General features: G+C 43.6%; 15 protein-coding genes and 2 tRNA genes. 11 read left to right on the top strand and 6 right to left on the bottom strand.

Features of this window, described 5'->3' with window-relative positions; genetic code table 11:
* Positions 1–205 precede the first annotated feature (205 nt).
* Positions 206–958 (top strand): lysozyme inhibitor LprI family protein, encoded by a 753-nt coding sequence (locus tag IE130_RS06090; protein WP_189583219.1) that lies wholly within the window; start codon positions 206–208, stop codon positions 956–958.
* A 145-nt stretch (positions 959–1,103) separates the two neighbouring features.
* On the opposite strand, the gene IE130_RS06095 is transcribed toward IE130_RS06090, so the two are convergent.
* Positions 1,104–3,239: an NADPH-dependent 2,4-dienoyl-CoA reductase gene (locus IE130_RS06095; RefSeq protein WP_189583222.1), complete on the bottom strand. Its 2,136-nt coding sequence runs from the start codon at positions 3,237–3,239 to the stop codon at positions 1,104–1,106.
* Positions 3,240–3,542: 303 nt separating this feature from the next.
* On the opposite strand from IE130_RS06095, the gene IE130_RS06100 reads away from it, so the two are divergent.
* Complete coding sequence (locus IE130_RS06100) at positions 3,543–5,207, top strand: AMP-binding protein (RefSeq protein ID WP_189583226.1); 1,665 nt, start codon at positions 3,543–3,545, stop codon at positions 5,205–5,207.
* Between the two features lie 145 nt (positions 5,208–5,352).
* Here the strand turns inward: IE130_RS06100 and IE130_RS06105 are convergent, their stop codons facing one another.
* From IE130_RS06105 to hemA, 4 genes are all read right to left on the bottom strand, one after another.
* Positions 5,353–5,772: a DUF6691 family protein gene (locus tag IE130_RS06105; RefSeq protein WP_189583229.1), complete on the bottom strand. Its 420-nt coding sequence runs from the start codon at positions 5,770–5,772 to the stop codon at positions 5,353–5,355.
* 72 nt (positions 5,773–5,844) lie between these two features.
* On the bottom strand, positions 5,845–6,282 hold the full coding sequence (locus IE130_RS06110; protein ID WP_189583232.1) for a YeeE/YedE family protein: 438 nt from the start codon (positions 6,280–6,282) through the stop codon (positions 5,845–5,847).
* A gap of 264 nt (positions 6,283–6,546) precedes the next feature.
* On the bottom strand, positions 6,547–7,683 hold the full coding sequence (locus IE130_RS06115) for an aminotransferase class V-fold PLP-dependent enzyme (protein WP_189583235.1): 1,137 nt from the start codon (positions 7,681–7,683) through the stop codon (positions 6,547–6,549).
* A 396-nt stretch (positions 7,684–8,079) separates the two neighbouring features.
* Positions 8,080–9,477 (bottom strand): glutamyl-tRNA reductase, encoded by a 1,398-nt coding sequence (gene hemA, locus IE130_RS06120; RefSeq protein WP_189583238.1) that lies wholly within the window; start codon positions 9,475–9,477, stop codon positions 8,080–8,082.
* A 441-nt stretch (positions 9,478–9,918) separates the two neighbouring features.
* On the opposite strand from hemA, the gene IE130_RS06125 reads away from it, so the two are divergent.
* The 3 genes from IE130_RS06125 (at position 9,919) to ispE (ending at position 13,679) form a co-directional block, all read left to right on the top strand.
* On the top strand, positions 9,919–11,835 hold the full coding sequence (locus IE130_RS06125) for a tetratricopeptide repeat protein (RefSeq protein WP_227676149.1): 1,917 nt from the start codon (positions 9,919–9,921) through the stop codon (positions 11,833–11,835).
* 180 nt (positions 11,836–12,015) lie between these two features.
* Positions 12,016–12,660, top strand: coding sequence for a lipoprotein insertase outer membrane protein LolB (lolB, locus tag IE130_RS06130; protein WP_189583244.1), 645 nt, complete (start codon positions 12,016–12,018; stop codon positions 12,658–12,660).
* A 74-nt stretch (positions 12,661–12,734) separates the two neighbouring features.
* Complete coding sequence (gene ispE, locus IE130_RS06135; RefSeq protein ID WP_227676150.1) at positions 12,735–13,679, top strand: 4-(cytidine 5'-diphospho)-2-C-methyl-D-erythritol kinase; 945 nt, start codon at positions 12,735–12,737, stop codon at positions 13,677–13,679.
* Between the two features lie 11 nt (positions 13,680–13,690).
* Here the strand turns inward: ispE and IE130_RS06140 are convergent, their stop codons facing one another.
* A complete protein-coding gene (locus IE130_RS06140) occupies positions 13,691–14,596 on the bottom strand; it encodes a hypothetical protein (RefSeq protein ID WP_010196060.1) in 906 nt (301 codons plus the stop codon).
* A 312-nt stretch (positions 14,597–14,908) separates the two neighbouring features.
* Between IE130_RS06140 and IE130_RS06145 the strand changes: the two genes are divergently transcribed.
* From IE130_RS06145 to panD, 6 genes are all read left to right on the top strand, one after another.
* A tRNA-Gln gene (locus tag IE130_RS06145) sits at positions 14,909–14,984 on the top strand.
* Positions 14,985–15,226: 242 nt separating this feature from the next.
* Positions 15,227–15,302: transfer RNA gene (locus IE130_RS06150), tRNA-Gln, on the top strand.
* A gap of 110 nt (positions 15,303–15,412) precedes the next feature.
* Entirely contained in the window at positions 15,413–16,360 is a 948-nt protein-coding gene (locus tag IE130_RS06155) for a ribose-phosphate pyrophosphokinase (RefSeq protein ID WP_010196062.1), read from the top strand.
* 433 nt (positions 16,361–16,793) lie between these two features.
* Positions 16,794–17,468, top strand: a complete 675-nt coding sequence (locus IE130_RS06160) for a 50S ribosomal protein L25/general stress protein Ctc (RefSeq protein ID WP_189583248.1) — start codon at positions 16,794–16,796, stop codon at positions 17,466–17,468.
* A gap of 225 nt (positions 17,469–17,693) precedes the next feature.
* Positions 17,694–18,275 (top strand): aminoacyl-tRNA hydrolase, encoded by a 582-nt coding sequence (gene pth / locus IE130_RS06165; RefSeq protein WP_189583250.1) that lies wholly within the window; start codon positions 17,694–17,696, stop codon positions 18,273–18,275.
* Between the two features lie 100 nt (positions 18,276–18,375).
* Complete coding sequence (gene panD / locus IE130_RS06170; RefSeq protein WP_010196068.1) at positions 18,376–18,756, top strand: aspartate 1-decarboxylase; 381 nt, start codon at positions 18,376–18,378, stop codon at positions 18,754–18,756.
* The last annotated feature ends 28 nt before the right edge of the window (positions 18,757–18,784 follow it).

Below are 18,784 nucleotides of genomic sequence, written 5' to 3' on the forward strand. Positions count from 1 at the left end.
CCTTTTTATGTGGCATCATCCGTTATTCTAATTTTATTAACAGTAGACAAATTCTTATTTATCTACGATAACGAATACCTAAAGTTAAAACATAATATGATATTTATGAGTAGCAATGCTATATTTATGTTTAGTATTGGCACTGCCAAATTAATTTTCAAGCGCCGTATTGTTATATAACTAAGTATTAACAGATGAGAATACTATGAAAAAATCAGCCTTAGCTATCATTAATATTTTAGGCATTTACCTGTTCTCTACTCATGCAAACTCAGCCAGTTTTGATTGTAATAAAGCCAGCACTTGGGTAGAGAAAACCATTTGCAAAAGCTCTGATCTATCAAAGCTTGATGAAGCAATGGCAAAAAAATATAAAAACCATCTCGTTAACGAGTCAGATGATAAAGACAGCAAAGATTGGGTGATTCATGAGCAACGAACATGGCTTAAATTCCAGCGCAACACTTGTAAAGAAAAAGAGTGTCTCATTCGTGAATATAAAGAACGTATTGAAGATAAAGCTCATTATGGTGTGGCTTGGAACTTTCCAGACGAACTAAGTAGTTCTGACTTACCTAGCAAAAGCTCGTTTGGTAATTTTTCTCAGACTTTTAAAATTTCAATATATAATTCAGAAACTAGCCAAGATGATATTCAAGAGGTAAAGAACAATTTATCAATTCATAGTGTCGCTAATAAGCCTTACCTTTCAATCATCGAGGGAACTTTATTTTTTACTAATTTTCATACCTGTGTTATTGGAGAAAATATTGCAAAATGGTCACAGAATCATTGGGTTATAAATGATGAGCAAGATGAAACCAGCGAAATACGTATGTATCCAGTACTTTATAAAGGTAAGACACAGTTACTATTAAGAGATATTAATGATCAGTTTAAATCGGGCCGTTGTGGTGCGCGAGGTTATTTTGACAGTATTATATTAGAAAGAGAGTAAATGAGCCGAATTTCTTAATTCTTTCAAGACAATCTTAAGCTGGACTGAATCTCTATTCTAAGAAAACAAATATTTTAAACAAAAAACGGCAGGAAATTGCTCTCCTACCGTCTGATAATCTTACACTGCGATTTTAAATCAAACCTTAAATCGCTGCCGCAACCTCAGCACCATCACGAATCGCGCGTTTGGCATCCAATTCAGCGGCAAGTTTGGCACCACCGATAAGATGATATTGCGCGTCCGGTGCATCACCGACATTTGGCATTAACTCAACGACAGACTCTTGACCGGCACAGACCACGACGCTATCGACACGGAGCAACTGAGTTTGGCCTTGATTATTGGTAATCCAAACACCTTCATTGGTGATTTTGTCATACTGCGCACCTGATACTTGGATGACACCGTGCGATTTTATATGAGCACGATGTACCCAGCCCGACGTTTTATTCAGACCACTACCCAAGCGACCTTTGGTACGCTGCATCAGATAGACTTGGCGAATAGGTTTGATGGCTTCAGGCTTAATCAGACCACCCTCAGTTTGGTAATCGGTATCAGAAGTTACGCCCCACTCTTCACGCCACTCGCTAACTGACTGCGCTTTTGGACGATAGCTTGGGTCTTTGAGCAATTCAGGACCTAGCTCATCAAGCGGCTGACCATGCTTAGCTGTGAGATATTCACTAACGTCGAAACCAATACCGCCAGCACCGATGACGGCGACGGTATCACCAACTGATTTTTCACCAGAGAGCAATTCAGCATAGCTCATCACTTGTGGCAAGTCAGCTCCTTCGAGCTTACCTGCGAGGCTTCTAGGCACCACACCAGTAGCAACAATGACATGATGGAATTTGGCTTTTTCTAGCATGGCTTTATCGACTTTGGTATTGAGTTTAATCTCAACGCCTAAGTGCTCAAGCTCATTGATATAGTAGCGAATGGTTTCAAAGAACTCTTCTTTACCCGGGATAACTTTGGCGTAGTTAAACTGCCCGCCCAAGATATCTTTTGCTTCAAATAGCGTGACCTTATGACCACGTAGCGCGGCGACGTGAGCGGCTGACATGCCAGCGACACCGCCACCAATGACTGCGACCTTTTTGGGTTTTTTGGTTTTCTTATAAACCAATTCAGTCTCGTAGCAGGCTTGAGGATTGACCAGACAAGTTGAGCGTTTATTGGCAAAAGTATGATCGAGGCAAGCTTGGTTACAGGCGATACAGGTATTGATGCGATCGGCTTGACCGTTTTTGGCTTTATTAACCCAATGGGCATCGGCTAAGAATGGACGCGCCATTTGAATCATATCCGCCTGACCACTAGCGACAATCTCTTCAGCGGTTTCTGGCATATTGATACGGTTAGCCGCCATCATCGGAATGTTAATATGCTTTTTAATTTCAGCGGTAAAATCAACAAACGCCGCACGCGGTACACTAGTGACAATCGTCGGAATGCGAGCTTCATGCCAGCCGATGCCCGTATTCATGATGGTCACGCCCGCCTCTTCTAACGCTTTGGCAACAGTGATGACTTCGTCCATGACGTTACCGTCTTTGACCAAGTCAATCACTGATAAGCGGAATAGAATAATAAAGTCTTCACCGGCAGCTTCTCGCACTGCTTTAACCACATCAACTGCAAACTTCATACGATTTTGAATGTCACCGCCATACTCGTCCGTCCGTTTATTGACATGGCGCGATAAAAACTGATTCAGCAAATACCCTTCTGAGCCCATGATTTCGACACCATCATAACCCGCCTGCTTAGCAAGTTTTGCGCAACGGGCATAATCTTTTACCGTTTGCTCGATATTTTTAATGCTCATCTTACGCGGTTTAAATGGCGAGATTGGTGATTTTATCGGACTTGATGACACCACAAACGGTTGATAACCGTAGCGTCCACTGTGCAAAATTTGCATGATGATTTTGCTGTCATACTTATGTGCTGCACGAGTGACACGCTGATGATTAATCACATCAGCTTTGGTGTTCATCGTGCCACCAACAGGCGACAACCAACCTTCACGATTCGGCGCAATACCACCGGTAATCATCATCGCCACGCCGCCTTTGGCACGCTCTGCGAAATATGCTGCCAGTTTACCGTAATTATAAAAACGGTCTTCGAGACCTGTATGCATCGACCCCATCACTAAGCGATTTTTTAGCGTGGTAAAGCCCAAGTCTAACGGCTCAAATAAATGTGGATAGTGTTCATTGGTGCTAGCGGTCTCAATAGAATTGGCAGTGCGGCTGGCGGTCATATCATTTTCCTTATGAATGGTTTGTTGATCTAAACACAGTTTACAGTTTTACATGACTGGTATCGTAACACACCGCTATTATTATCAGCTACGCAGACGAGCGACTGATGAGTGAGCACTATATCGACAACCCTCTTTAATCGCGCAATTTTATGGTATTTGGTTAAGTAAAAACCACAAAATCAGCCTAACTTCGCGACGCCTTTGGCTATAATAAAGGCTGCTTATTAATAGACAACGCTAAGCTATACAGTCTCAGCTATAAAAATAGCCAAACTCAAAGTACGATAAAGGATTATCTCCATGACTGACTTTCACACAGGTCTCGGCAAAACCCCCGCCAATTATCAACCGCTGACTCCCATCGATTTTATCATTCGCAGTGCACAAGTTTATCCTGACAAAACTGCGATTATCTATGATGATCTAGAGCACAATGACCTCACGCAGACTTGGCAACAGACCTACGATCGTTGCAGGCAGTTATCGGATGGCTTACGTAAACTGGGTATTGATAAAAATGACACCGTCGCGGTCATGATGCCCAACACCCCAGCGATGGTCGAATGTGCCTTTGGCGTGCCCATGTCAGGCGGTGTACTTTGTACCTTAAACACCCGTCTCGATATCAATGCGCTTACCTTTTGCTTACAACACTCAGAAGCCAAAGTGTTGATTTTAGACAGTGAGTTTGCTGATTATGCTGAGATTATCGATGAGACTTTTCCCAACCTAATCGTCATTCATGCGACAGACAACGCTATCGATGTCGAGCGCTTTGGAAAAATGAGCTATGAAGCATTGATTGCCAGCTCAGACAGCTTAGATAACTGGGAAAAGCCAGCAGATGAATGGGACGCAATTGCGCTGAACTATACGTCTGGTACCACGGGCAAGCCCAAAGGCGTGGTCTATCATCATCGCGGTGCCACCCTCAATGCGGTCTCTAATATTTTAGATTGGGACATGCCCAAGCACCCAATGTATCTGTGGACACTGCCATTATTTCATTGCAATGGCTGGTGCTTTCCGTGGACGATCGCTGAGCGCGCTGGGGTCAATGTCTGCTTGCGAAACATTGATGCTGATTTGATATTGCAGTTGATTGCCAAGCATCAAGTCAGCCATTATTGTTCAGCGCCTGTGGTGCACAATATGATTGCGGGCGGCAAACCTGAGTATAAAGAAGCCATCACTCATACGGTCAAAGGCTGGGTCGCTGGTGCGCCGCCATCTGAGACCATGCTCGCAGCCATGGAAGCGATGGGCTTTCACATCTCTCACGTTTATGGTCTCACTGAAGTTTATGGGCCCGTCACCGTCTGCGCAGAACAAGAAGAATGGGATACGCTTGATGTCGCTGGCCGCGCGCAGAAAAAATCACGTCAAGGGGTGACGTCGCATTTGATGACGGGATTTGACGTGTTCAAACAAGGCACGACTGAACCCGTTGCCACTGATGGTGAAGAAATGGGCGAGCTGGCACTGCGCGGTAACATGGTCATGAAAGGCTATCTAAAAAGCCGTAAAGCGACCGAAGAAGCCTTTGCTGATGGCTGGTTCCGTACGGGTGATTTGGGCGTCAAATACCCTGATGGCTATATCAAAATCATGGATCGACTCAAAGACATCATCATCTCAGGCGGGGAAAACATCTCTAGTATCGAAGTCGAAAACGTCTTATATAAAATGCCTGAAATCCAAAGCTGTGCTGTCGTCGCCGCGCCACATGATAAATGGGGTGAAGTACCCGTCGCCTTTATCGAAATCCATGAAGGTAGCACTTTGCAGCGCGACACAGTCACAGAACATTGCAAACAGCATTTAGCCGGCTTTAAAGTGCCCAAGTATATTGTGTTTGCCGAAATTCCAAAGACCAGTACGGGTAAAGTACAGAAGTTTGAACTGCGCCAAGCCGCCAAATCATTGGCACATGAAACGCCTAAAGTTACTCCAAGCGCCAAGTAAACTTTCCAGTATCAAATGATTACTGAATAGCCATTAAATAAAAAGAGTCAGTCTAATAAATTTAGACTGACCCTTTTTTTCACACTGTCATGAGTAAAGCAATTATTTCTCATAATATTTTTGAGAGCTATCAACCAGGCTCATGTTAATTAAGCTTCGGCTCAAGCCATTGATAGACCAACATCCCGACAATCATCGCTGGAATAAACACATATATTTGCCATTGTCCCGTCCCAAGCAGCACGATACCGGGTCCTGGACAAATACCGACCAAGCCCCAACCGATACCAAACAGCATTGCGCCGATAAGCAGTTTTTTATTAATGACGGTTTTATTTGGCATCTCAATCAATGTGCCAATCCAGCTGGTCTGTTGGCGCTTAGCCAATTGCACGCCGACCATTGCCACTATCAATCCGCCACCCATCACCAGTGCGAGTGAAATATCCCACGCACCAAAGATATCCAAAAACCCCTGCACTTTAACAGGCTCGGTCATACCAGATATCAATAACCCAAAGCCAAATAATAATCCAGCCAGTAATCCAATTATATTTTTTAGCATGGTTGTGTCTCGCTATTCTCTTCTGTTTATAGTATCAAGCACTGCCTTCGCAACGTGCTGTCTATGCCACTGTTAGATCAAGCCCAAGCCATGCCGACCAATATAGACGGTCACAACGCCAAACAACATAAAAGTCACTGTCGCTGCCATAGAACGTGGTGACAGACGCGCATTACCGCAGATACCATGACCGCTCGTGCAACCAGAACCCAAGCGCGTACCAAAACCGACCAGCAATCCTGCCCCAATTAATAATGGCAAAGAGGTACTCATCTCTACATCAGGTAACGGTCTTCCCAGACTATATAGTATCGGCGAGACAACCATGCCAACTATGAACAATACCTGCCACATCTCTACCTGCTTGGGTTTAAGCAGATTTGAGAAAATACCACTAACACCAGCGATACGCCCAATACCTAATAGTAGAATAACCGTCGCTACACCCAGTATCAGACCACCCGCTAAGGAGATAGGCGTAAATGCTTGCCAGTCTATTTGTATATTCATAATATTTACCTAGCTTGCTTGTTTTCTTAGTTGCTTAATTCATTGATAAGTAAATAACCCATATGACAACTTTCGATTTATTAAAAAACATTATATTATAAAATATAATAAAAAGGTAAAAAAATACTGAACCTATTGTTATAAAGGCTCAGTATTTTTAAATTAAACAGATTTCATTTTGAGTAGCAAGGAAAGCGAGCATCAGTGCTACTTCAAATAGATAAAGCAAGTTTGGCACAGCCAATCATGCTTCTGCGACAGCTGCTATTTCGCCAATACTTTATCAAGCGCGGTTTCAAAACGCGTTACCGCGCCATCAATATCCGTCAATTTATCTAAACCAAACAAACCCAAACGGAAGGTTTTGAAGTTTTCTGGTTCACCAACTTTTAATGGTACGCCAGCGGCGATTTGCAAACCCGCTTCAGCAAAAGCGCTACCTTTATGCATGTCATCACGCTCAGTATAAGCCACGACCACACCTGGCGCTTCAAAGCCTTCAGCGGCAACACTTTCGACGCCTTTGTCTTCCATGACCTTACGGACACGGTTGCCAAGCTCCCACTGTGCGTCAGACAGTTTAGCAAAGCCCACTTCTTTGGCCTCATTAATAGTATCGCGGAACTGACGCAGGCCATCGGTTGGCATGGTCGCATGATAAGCATGACCGCCATTTTCGTAGGCGCGCATAATGTTTAACCATTGCTTCAGATCAAGGCTAAAGCTATCAGATTCTGTATCATCGACTTTTTTGACGGCTGCATCACTTAGCATCACCAAACCAGCACAAGGTGTACTGCTCCAGCCTTTTTGTGGCGCGCTGATAAGCACGTCAATGCCCAGCTCTTTCATATCCAACCAAACGCAACCTGAGGCGATGCAATCGATGACCAATAAGCCACCTACGCTATGGACGGCTTCACCCAATGCTTTGATATAGTCGTCTGGTAGAATGATACCGGCTGAAGTTTCGACGTGCGGGGCAAAGACAATGGCTGGTTTTTGTTCTTTGATTTTTGCTACAGCGACATCGATATCGACTGGTGCAAACGGCTTTGGCGCATCAGTATTTTCTGTACGATCAGCGGTCAATACCGTCGATGACTTAGCAATGTTGCCTTTTTCTAGGATTTGCGTCCAGCGGTAGCTAAACCAACCGTTTCGGATAATCAGACAATCTTCATCCTTTGCCAATTGACGGGCGACAGCTTCCATCCCATAAGTACCAGAACCTGGCACGATAGCAACGGCATCGGCGTTATAGACTGATTTTAGCTCGCTAGATAAGTCGTTCATTACTTGCTGAAAGACTTTAGACATATGGTTGAGAGCGCGGTCAGTGTAAACCACTGAATATTCTAATAGGCCATTTGGATCAATATCTTGACGTAATGCAGTCATGGAACGCTCCTAGTTTATGGTTAGATAATTTGATGGCGCTTAAATCTCAGTACAGCCATATCCAAATATGGATACAGCCTAGGTACTAATATCGGATAAGAAACCAGAAAACGACGTAAAGCTGACAATATTGTACTTTAGCCTAGAGCGTGTCCTCAATCTGAACGGAAGCGACTAAATGGGCTAAAAATGAATATTGATAAAGCCTATCAACGCTAAGCCAATATATTCATAGCCACACGCTTAGCGAACACCAGTACGGTATCTTAATCCAAACCATTTATTTAATGAGAGCTTGATATTAGCACCGATACCGAGGGTTGACAACGATACGGCTAGGCAATGATATGACTTGCACTGTTGACTGTTTATTGGTAAATGCGGTGCTGATCAGCATCAATGTCCACGATTGGCATCTTTTAGTCCTGAGACGACAAAGTCTAACAATTCGCTGTCCCCTTCACGTGCCGCTTTACGCATCAGCTTGGATGGCGCATGGGTCAAGGTTTGGGTTAAACGTCTCGACAGCTCGGCTATGATATCTTCAGGGCTCGCACCCTCAGCGTTAAGCTTAGCAATAGACTCATTAAGCAGCTTATCTACTTGGTCATTAGTACGCTCACGATACTGCTGAATATCTTTGCCGACTTGGCGCACTTGAAAGCGTCGATCCATTTCGACGACCAATTGGCTAACGAGTAGCTCAGCGTCTACTGCTGCTTGACGACGCTGTTCAATATTACCCGCTATCACATGTTGCAAGTCGTCGACAGAATATAAATACACATCATCTATGCGGCTCACAGTCGAATCGATATCACGTGGCACCGCCAAATCTATCATCAGCATTGGCTGATAACGACGACGTTTCAACGCCTGCAATGTCATGGTCTTATCAATCAATAAATCCATACTACCGCTACAGCTACTGACAATATCGGCTTCCGCCAACACTTGCGGCAACGCTTGTAAAGTTCTGACTTCCACTTGTCGTCCGGGTTTGCGTAGCTCAGCCGCTAGAGCCTCAGCACGCTCAGGGTTGCGGTTACAAATAATCACCCGCCCAACCCCAAGCCCCGCAATATGCGTGGCAACCAAACGATTCATCTCACCAGCGGCAACCACCAACAAGGTACGATTGGGCAAATCATCAAAAATTTGCGTGACCAATTTAGCCGCAGCAAAGCTGAGCGATACGGCTTGAGCGCCAACCTTGGTTTCATTACGTACCCGTTTGGCAGCAGCGAATACCTGATCGACGATCCAACCTAGCTGATTGCTTAATACTTTTTGTTCTTGCGCCATATGTACGGAGCGCTTGATTTGACCCAGTATTTGCGGCTCACCCAATATCATAGAGTCCAGCCCAGCAGCGACTCTCAACCAATGAGTCAAGGCGTGAGTATCACGGTGCACATATAGATAGGGGTCAATCTCGGTGAGCGACAGTTGCTTAAAATCAGCCAGCCAAGTTTTAATCTTCACGATATGGGCGCTGATGGCCGCTGATGAGATATTGGTGCTGAGCGCAGCATTGCTAGTATTGCTGCTAAAAGATGGCGAGGTAATGTCATTGACCGTGGGCGACGTTACTGCTTGCTGAGACTGAGACAAAGTCTGCGGAACGAGGACATAAATCTCCGTACGGTTGCATGTAGAGACAATCACGCTACCATCGGTAAAGGCCTCTAACTGCTCAAGGGCGATAGCCACATCCTCACCCACAAGCGCCAAGCGCTCTCGTAGAGCGACTGGTGCGGTTTTGTGATTGACCCCAATGACCACTAATCTCATTATTGATAGACCATAAATATAACGCTCACTTGCCAGCCAAGCGTACTCGCCGTTTGCCAAAGGCAGTTTTTATAAAAAGGCAGTTTTTATAAACTAGAAAAGCAGTGTTTAGCAAACAGCGCTTAAAGGAAAACCTAAAACCGCTTATTATATCATTATTGCTGGCTTTATTTTACACTCGACCACCTGTGGTGACTATTTGCTTGTATCTGGGCGCATGAGTAACAAATCAACTACCTGATAGATTTTTTGGACGAATAATTGAGTAACACGGGCGCTATTGTTTATCACCTCAATCTCCTTTTATAATGTCGATCATGGGTACTGGCTACCGATGTCTATTTTAAAATCATCAGGATAAAATTGCCTTATTAATGGGTAAACAATAGGTGTACACTGCTATTTATGATTTTTTTTGAGTCATCATTTCGATCACAACTTGTGCATAACGATCAATCTAGCCTTCGCGCTTTATTACACGTCATTATTGAACGTCTATGCCAACGTTATAAGCTAACACTATCGTTGGCCATTTGTTTGTGCCTAGCCTCACCCGCTCAGGCCAATCCGCTCGACCCATCAGACATTCATAATGCCACTAATAATCAATCCTCATTAAGCCAGCCTTCAGTCGCAATGATGAATACGGATGCGACCAATCGTAATACATTTTCCAATGAACCAACACAGAACGAGTCAGCAACGACAATAACAAGTGTGGCAAATGTAAATAGCTTACCACCGACGATTGCCGCACAACCGACGCTGACCGAGCCAAGCTTGTATGCGCTTTTGGATGCAGAATTTTCCGCTGATCGCAATGACAGACGCCGGGCGGTGATGATTTATAAGCAGCAATCTTTTAAAGAAGATGCGACGGCAGTGTTTGAGAGAGCGCTTAGCTTATCTTTGCGTAATGAGAGTGTCGAAGATTCCTTACAATTTGCCAAAACGTGGCAAGATCAAAATCCTGATCATGTCCCCGCATGGTTTTATGTGGCACATTTGGCCTTGCGCGCGCACGACTATCTGTTGGCAGGTGAGACCTTAAATCGTATCTTGCGTTATGACCCTCGGGCAGACTTAAGCGAAATTCTTATCGGTATTTACCCCAATACCGACAATGACAAACGAGAATTACTCGCCGCCCTACAACCCCTTGATAGTGAACAAAATGCCTCGCTATCGGTGTTGAAAGCAGGCTTGCTATACCAATTTAACGAACCTGAAATTGCCATCGTCCATATCAATCGTGCGCTAGAGCGTCAGCCTGACTATGTGCCTTTTGTCACCTTAAAAGCAGATATATTGCGCAAAATAGAAAAGCCTGAAATGGTGATTAATTATGTTAGCCAATCACGTCTGCGTAATCCTGATAGCAAAAGCTTGTACCTATACGAAATTCGTTACTTACTGGATTTGAAACAAAGCGAGCAAGCGTGGCAGCTATTACTGGAGGCGCACAATCGCTTTGCTGATGATGCCGAGATCACCTTATTGGCCGCACTGGTCAGCTTAGACATTGAAGAATACCCTAGTGCTGATCGCCTACTCAATATGCTGGCAAAAAGTCCTGCTTACCTTGACCAAGCCTATTATTACCTCGGTATCAGTGCCGAGCGCCAGCAACGCTTTGATCAAGCGAAATACTATCTCAATGGTGTCATGCAAGAAGACTTGGTGCTAGAAGCACGCAAAAAAGTCGTCGCTTTTGAATTGATTAATGATGACGTGGATGCAGCCATCGCTACCTTAGAAAAACTACGCAAAGAATTTAACGTCTTTGCGCCTGACACTTATGTGCTACAAGCCGATATTTTATGGCAACAGAATGAGCCAGAGGAAGCGCTGCGGTTGTTGACGCGGGCAGCGCGTAAGTATCCTAATAGTGAGATGTTACTGTTTGCCCGCGCTCAGCTGTTAGATGATAAAGCCGACTACGTGGTCAAACGCACCTTGCTCAATCACTTGCAAGCGCTCGATCCTAGCAATCTCTCTTATCAGCTCAGTTACGCCCAATTATTGCTCTCCAACGAGCGCAGCTCTGAGCAAGGGTTGGCGCTAGCGACAGCGATTATCCAAATTCGCTATGATGACCCACGTTACGATAACGAGCTACATCTGCAAGCATTGAATATCTTGGCAGGCAATGCCTTGGCCAACGAAGACTACCGCCAAGTGATCAATTACCTGCAAACCCCTTACGATGTCTTACCCACTCTACGCTCAGGGACACTATTGCTGCGTGCTTATCAAGGTCTAGGGGATAATGATAAAGTCGACGCCTTGCTCGCCGATCTACAGCAGCGCTTCTCATTTGGGCAACACAATGTTAATGACCGCATACAACTATATTAATGACAGTTAGAGTCATTTTTAAGCAATATTTTGTATAACAAATAAGCCATAACCATTGCGCAAGCTATCAAAACCCAAGTTATCAAAGCTACAAGGCTCTTATAAGAAGCTAACAGCGACGTATAAATGGGTAACAAATTCAGCTTAAGCTATTATCTTTGTTAATTTTGAGGAAGCATCATGTCAGTATCACAAACAATCCCTTTTCCAGCCAAAAAACTCAGTCTATTGACGGCTTTGACAGCAGCCATTTTGGTGACGACTGGTTGTCAATCATTAAAGACCACCAGCGGCACAAACCAAGCTAGTAGCACCGTACAGGGACAAAGTGGCCAGCAGCCACAAAAGCTTGAGAGCTTCAATATCACTGGCAAAATTGGCGTTACGACACCTGCTAATGACACTAACGGTGCTCAAGGCGGTAGTGCCTTTTACGCATGGGGACAACAAAACGACCGCTTTGCGATTGAGTTGATTGGTGCGCTCGGGATTGGTAAAACCAACATTGAATATAATGGTCAAACAGCAACACTAGTCAGCGAAAAAACCGGTACATTGACCGCTGATGACCCTGAGACCTTGCTCAAAAAAGCCACTGGCTGGCAAGCGCCGATCTCGCAAATGCCGTATTGGGTATCTGGTCGCCCAGCGCCTTCCGACACCGCCCCTACCCTTGACAATCAAAATCGTCTGATTAGCTCAGTTAATGGTGAGTGGAATGCTAGCTTTACCTACAAAGGCAACGATAAGCTGCCTAGTAAAATCAGCGCTGCACAATCACAAGGCAATAAAGTCGTCATGACGATTGATCATCAGAATCGTTAAAGCATTGAAATATTTAGACATGTAAACGTTGAAATGTTGAAACATCCATAAATCAAATGGCGATGCAAAATAATATGAGCGCTAAAACGACCATCACTCGCTTGTCCCCAGCAAAAATCAATCTGTTTTTGCACATTACTGGTAAGCGTGCTGATGGCTATCATGACTTGCAAACCGTTTTTCGCCTGCTCGATTGGGGTGATTATTTGCACTTTTCAGTCACAGATGATGCCGTCATTTCTACGGCTGATAATCGGTTAGATGCCAATAAACTTTGTCTTCAGCTGCTGGCCTTAACTGGCGCAGATGCAATAACTGCCAGTATAGATGACAATTTGATTTTTCAAGCCGCATGCGCATTGCTAACGTTTGCCATACAATCAACCAGATTACCTAAGCAATTAGCACAAGTGCATGTCACTTTAGACAAGCACTTACCGATGGGTGCAGGCTTGGGCGGTGGTTCTTCCAATGCCGCGACGACGCTACTAACATTAAATGAGATTTGGCAGCTTAATTTAACGTGTGATGCGCTGATAAAAATCGGTGCTAAAGTGGGTGCCGACGTACCAATATTTATCTTTGGACGTGATGCGATTGCGATGGGTATTGGCGAGGAGCTGACAGCGATTGATTTGCCTGAGCAGCAATATTTAGTGCTAACGCCAAACGCGCATGTGAATACCGCCAAACTGTTCGCCCATCCTGAATTAAAGCGCGATATTACGCCACTATCAATTGAGACGATTAAGAGTCAGTCTAATGACTATGTGCAAACCCTCATTGCTCCTTACCATAATGTCTTTACGCCAGTGGTAACCATCCTCGCCCCTGCTGTCGATGAAGCGCTTCAGTATTTGCAACGTTTAGAAGAGCAAGCACTAGGTACAGCACGCATGACTGGCTCTGGTAGTGCGGTGTTTTTGCCATTGGATGCAAGCGTGGCTAATGATAAAGCGCTTTTGGGAAAATGGGTTGAAGGTGCGCCTTGTGCAGCGTATGTAGTGAGGAGTTTGTAGCTAGTTATTTTTTACAATTCTGAGCTTGGTTTCGATAATACAACCAGCACATACCAACATATTCCAGCTAAGCCAAGATATAGCACTGATAAACCAAATTTATGAATAGCAAAGTGAATTATGCCAGCCAAAGCAGCACAAATGGCTACCATCAAAAATAGAATAATTCCAATTGCACCAGCGCAACCCGCTTCATTAGCGGCTAATTCTTGAGATTTCTTTAACGTTTGCTCTTCTTCAATAGACCTTTTAGGCGTGGCTTTTCTAAGCCGCTTATCGTGTTTGTAGAACCAGTAACTAGGAAAACCAAATAGTAGGAACGTTAAAAACCATTGGCGACGATCTGTACGCTGCTCTGCCCTAAAATAAGCAAGCTGATCTTCGTATCTGTATAGCTTTTTGCCATCAACACTGATTTCATATACGACATTACCAATCCATGTACTTGGCTGATAGAGAATATTCGCGGTTTGTCCAGAATAATCATAGGCTTGACTACAACTATCACGGTCATAATGTTTACAATGTAGCCTTGTATCCCTAATTAGTAATGATGATGACGTGTTCTTACCTACTCGACGGTTAAATGGCTCATCTGGAATAACCCCACTCACTTGTTCTAGCTTAGTTTTATCTTCAGCAATTTTTGTAAAAGATATACTTGAGTTAAAGAGAAATGTAATAATTATAATGAATGGTATGATACCGGTAATAACATTATACCCATTACTCGAAATAACAGGCTTAAGGTAGGTTCGCGCTACTAGAGCAGATAAAATCAAAAAGAAAAGCATATAGGCTGAAACCATAGAGTCAGCGATAAAAACGCCTATCAATGGAAATACTATCGCGTAAACTGAACTTGTATAAAAAAACTGCTTAGGCGTTGGTTTAACGAACCACTGTTTTATACCCAAGAAACTATCCCTTATTGGCTATTTATATAAATATATTTATTTGACTTCTATTGTAAGTAATTTAGAGAACTGTAGACATTAAGTATAAAGAATTTTATTACATTTTAAAAAACACTGCTCTAGATAAATCCCATCTAAGCTCACCCATACAATCCTACAATAAGATCTCATTAACGCGTCAATTATTATGGTCGATTTCTGCCACTCACCTATCAAAACCACCTCAACATCAACTCATTGTCAATAAAAGGCATAAAAAGCCGCAAATGACTTGCAAAATCTGAAAATTTACTTATAATAGGTCGCCTCAATAGGGGTATAGCCAAGTTGGTAAGGCATCAGGTTTTGATCCTGACATCCGTTGGTTCGAGTCCAGCTACCCCTACCATTTTTTAGTACGAAGCGTTCGATAGACACTGATTATAATTGGTATTGTAAATACTCACTTATTTTGATTGTCATTGACAACGTTATCCCAGTTTCGGTATAGTTCGCAATGGACACCGCTAGGGAAAAAGTTGTTTTTTAGACGGTTTAATCGTTTATGAGATAATTAACAGGTGATGACATCATTCTAAGAATAACTAGTAGTTACTATTAGATATCGGATGTTCATAGCCTAGACATTACAGGGGTATAGCCAAGTTGGTAAGGCATCAGGTTTTGATCCTGACATCCGTTGGTTCGAGTCCAGCTACCCCTACCATTTTTTACTGTAATAGTAGTCTCCAATCATTTTCACCACTCTTTTCTGAATTTGAGCAGTTTGACACTGCTTAGCGGTCGCTGCTTGAGTCAATCAATAGGACTTCTGTCATGCCTTATTTGGCGATTTTTACGGGCAATGCCCACCCAGAATTAGCAAAAACCGTAGCCGATCACCTTCATATACCTCTTGGTAAAGCTGACATCACGCGTTTTTCTGATGGCGAAATTGCCGTGGAAATCAAAGAACACGTACGTGGTAAAGATGTGTTTATCATGCAGCCTACTTGTGCACCGACCAACGACAACTTGATGGAAATCATGATGATGGCTGACGCTTTGCGTCGCTCTAGTGCTGGCCGTATCACGGCTGTTATGCCCTACTTCGGTTATGCCCGCCAAGACCGTCGCCCTCGTTCAGCTCGTGTACCTATTTCGGCTAAAGTCGTCGCTGACATGCTAAACATCGTTAGTATCGATCGCGTTATGACTGTTGATTTGCATTCAGATCAGATTCAAGGCTTCTTTGATATTCCAGTTGACAACATCTACGGTACGCCTGTACTACTCAACGACCTCAAAAAACAAGACTATGACAATATCATGGTGGTTTCACCTGACGTTGGCGGTGTGGTACGTGCGCGTGCGATGGCCAAGCAATTGGGCGATACTGACATGGCTATTATTGATAAACGCCGTGCCCGTGCCAACGAATCACAAGTGATGCATATCATCGGTGATGTTCGTGACCGTGATTGCGTGATCGTTGATGATATGGTCGATACTGCAGGCACATTGTGTAAAGCGGCTGAAGCATTAAAAGCAAACGGTGCACGTCGCGTCTTAGCTTATATTACTCATCCTGTTCTATCGGGTAATGCGCTGAAAAACATCAGCGAATCTGCGCTAGACGAAGTCGTCGTTACCGATACAATTCCGTTATCGGCTGAAGCTAAAGCATGTAGCAAAATTCGTCAGGTCAGTATTGCCCCGATGCTTGCTGAAAGCTTACGTCGTATTAACAACGAAGAATCTATTAGCGCAATGTTTGATGCCTAACTTTAAACCGTTATCGCAGTGATTTTGATAGTAAGCACTGTGACCACGTCACCCTTAACAGCAAAAAATAGAGCGTCAAGTATCATTACTTGGCGCTTTTTTTAGGTAAGCCTTTTTTCTAGGTCTTTATTATCACAACAAAACCACGTATAATGCGCGCCTGTGCCGACCATTTATCTTATCTAAAGTGGTCGATATTACCAAAAGTGCTGATCACGCTGATAAGTAATGGCTTTTATGCTCACCATAATGACTTTTATGATCATTATAGTGATAGAAATCCTTGCTATGAGCGAATGGTTTAAGAGGCTGATTGATTGTTAGTTATTATTAATCATTAGCCATCTTAGCTATCATCACGTCTTAGTGGATCGGTCGCAAATCCACTTTTTATGACCAGACACTTTTTCATTCTTTTTATAGGATTATATCCATGAGCATTAACCATTTCGAGCTAAACGCAGTTGATCGTTCTGCTGAACAACAAGGTAAAGGTGCGAGCCGCCGCCTACGTAAGCAGAATCTAGTTCCTGCTATTATTTATGGTGGCAACGAAGAGCCTACCTCTATCTCTATCAAGATTAACGAATTGGTAAAATCGCTTGAATTTGAAGCGTTTTTCTCGCACATTTTGACCATCAATGTTGACGGCGTAGAACACCAAGCTGTTATCAAAGATTTGCAACGCCATCCAGCTAAAGGCTTCCCAATGCATGCTGACTTCCAGCGCATTGTGAAAGGTCAAAAAATCCACATGAATGTTCCTGTGCATTTCACTGGTCGTGAAGATGCGCCTGGTACTGCTGCTGCTGGTGTACTATCAACGCTAGTATCTGACATCGAAATCATCTGCCTACCATCACTACTTCCTGAGTATCTAGAAGTAGACGTATCTGGTATGGAAATCGGTGATTTGTTCCGTCTATCAGACATCAAACTTCCTGAAGGCGTTGTCATTCATGAGCTTGAGCTAGAAGACGGCCATGACCGTACTATCGTTAACATGCAGCCACCAACGGTTGAAGAAGTTGACGAAGATGCTGAAGACGTTGATGCAGCTGAAGTACCTGCTAGTGAACAGTCTGAAGACAAGAAAGACGGCGAGTAATAACCAAACTCTATATAGCGACCTATTGTTTGTTATATAGTTACTGGTGCGCTTAGTCAAAAAAAACAGCAGGTGATGAATATCTCCTGCTGTTTTTGTAAGTACGGTTTGGGTATAAAAGTAATATTTTTTATTCGATACGTCTATAATTCGATACTTTGATACTTTGATACTTTGATACGCAAGCCTTACCACTCATTTATTAAACTCAAGCAGGATGTTTTTATGGCCATAAAGCTTATTGTCGGTCTTGGTAATCCTGGTCAGCAGTATATGTTTACGCGTCATAATGCAGGATTTTGGTTCGTCCATCATTTGGCCCAGCAGTTCAATATTGACCTGAGCCCTGACAAAAAATTCCATGGTGTCACAGGACGCGGGCAAATTCATGGGCACGATGTTCGTCTTTTGATGCCGCTGACTTTTATGAATAAATCTGGCGAATCCGTGGTACCCATGATCAATTTTTATGGCATCCATAATGATGAATTGTTGATCGCCCATGATGAGCTCGATATCCCCGCTGGTAGTATCAAGCTAAAAACCGATGGTGGTCATGGTGGTCATAATGGTCTGCGCGATATCACGCCTCACATCGGCAATGATTTTCATCGCCTACGTGTGGGTATCGGTCACCCTGGTCACAAATCTAAAGTCAGTGGGCATGTCCTTTCTAAAGCGTCTCCCGATGAGCAAATTGCCATTGATAGCGCATTAACTGCTGCCTTTGAGGCCTTGCCGTTACTGCTAGGTGGTGATGTCGAAAAAGCACGTTCACAAATTAATGGCTTTAAATTACCCGAATAATATAGTGGTGCGATTATAATGGCCTTTTATTTTGGCAGTTTTGTCCCCATTAACCTTTTGATTTAGTTATTTAATATCAGTTACGCTAAGGAAGCAACCTATGCTACTTAATATGCTTAAATGCAAATTACACCGTGCTCGCGTTACCCATGCCGAGCTTCATTATGAAGGCTCATGTGGTATCGATGGTGATCTGTTAGATCTTGCTGGTCTACGTGAAAATGAATCTATCGATATCTATAATGTGACCAATGGCAAGCGCTTTCGCACCTACGCTATTCGTGCTGAAGCAGGCTCTGGTATTATCTCGCTAAATGGTGCTGCGGCGCATATGGCAGATTTGGGTGATATCGTCATCATTTGTGCTTATGCGCATTTTGATGAAGTTGAAGCCTCAACGTATCAGCCAAAACTGGTCTATTGTAATGAAGACAACACCGTAAAAGACACGGCAAATATCATTCCAGTACAAGTGGCTTAAGAAAATCACTTCAAATTTTGTTACATAA

This window comes from Psychrobacter glaciei (genome assembly GCF_014652895.1).
In the GTDB taxonomy this organism is placed as follows: Bacteria; Pseudomonadota; Gammaproteobacteria; order Pseudomonadales; family Moraxellaceae; genus Psychrobacter; species Psychrobacter glaciei.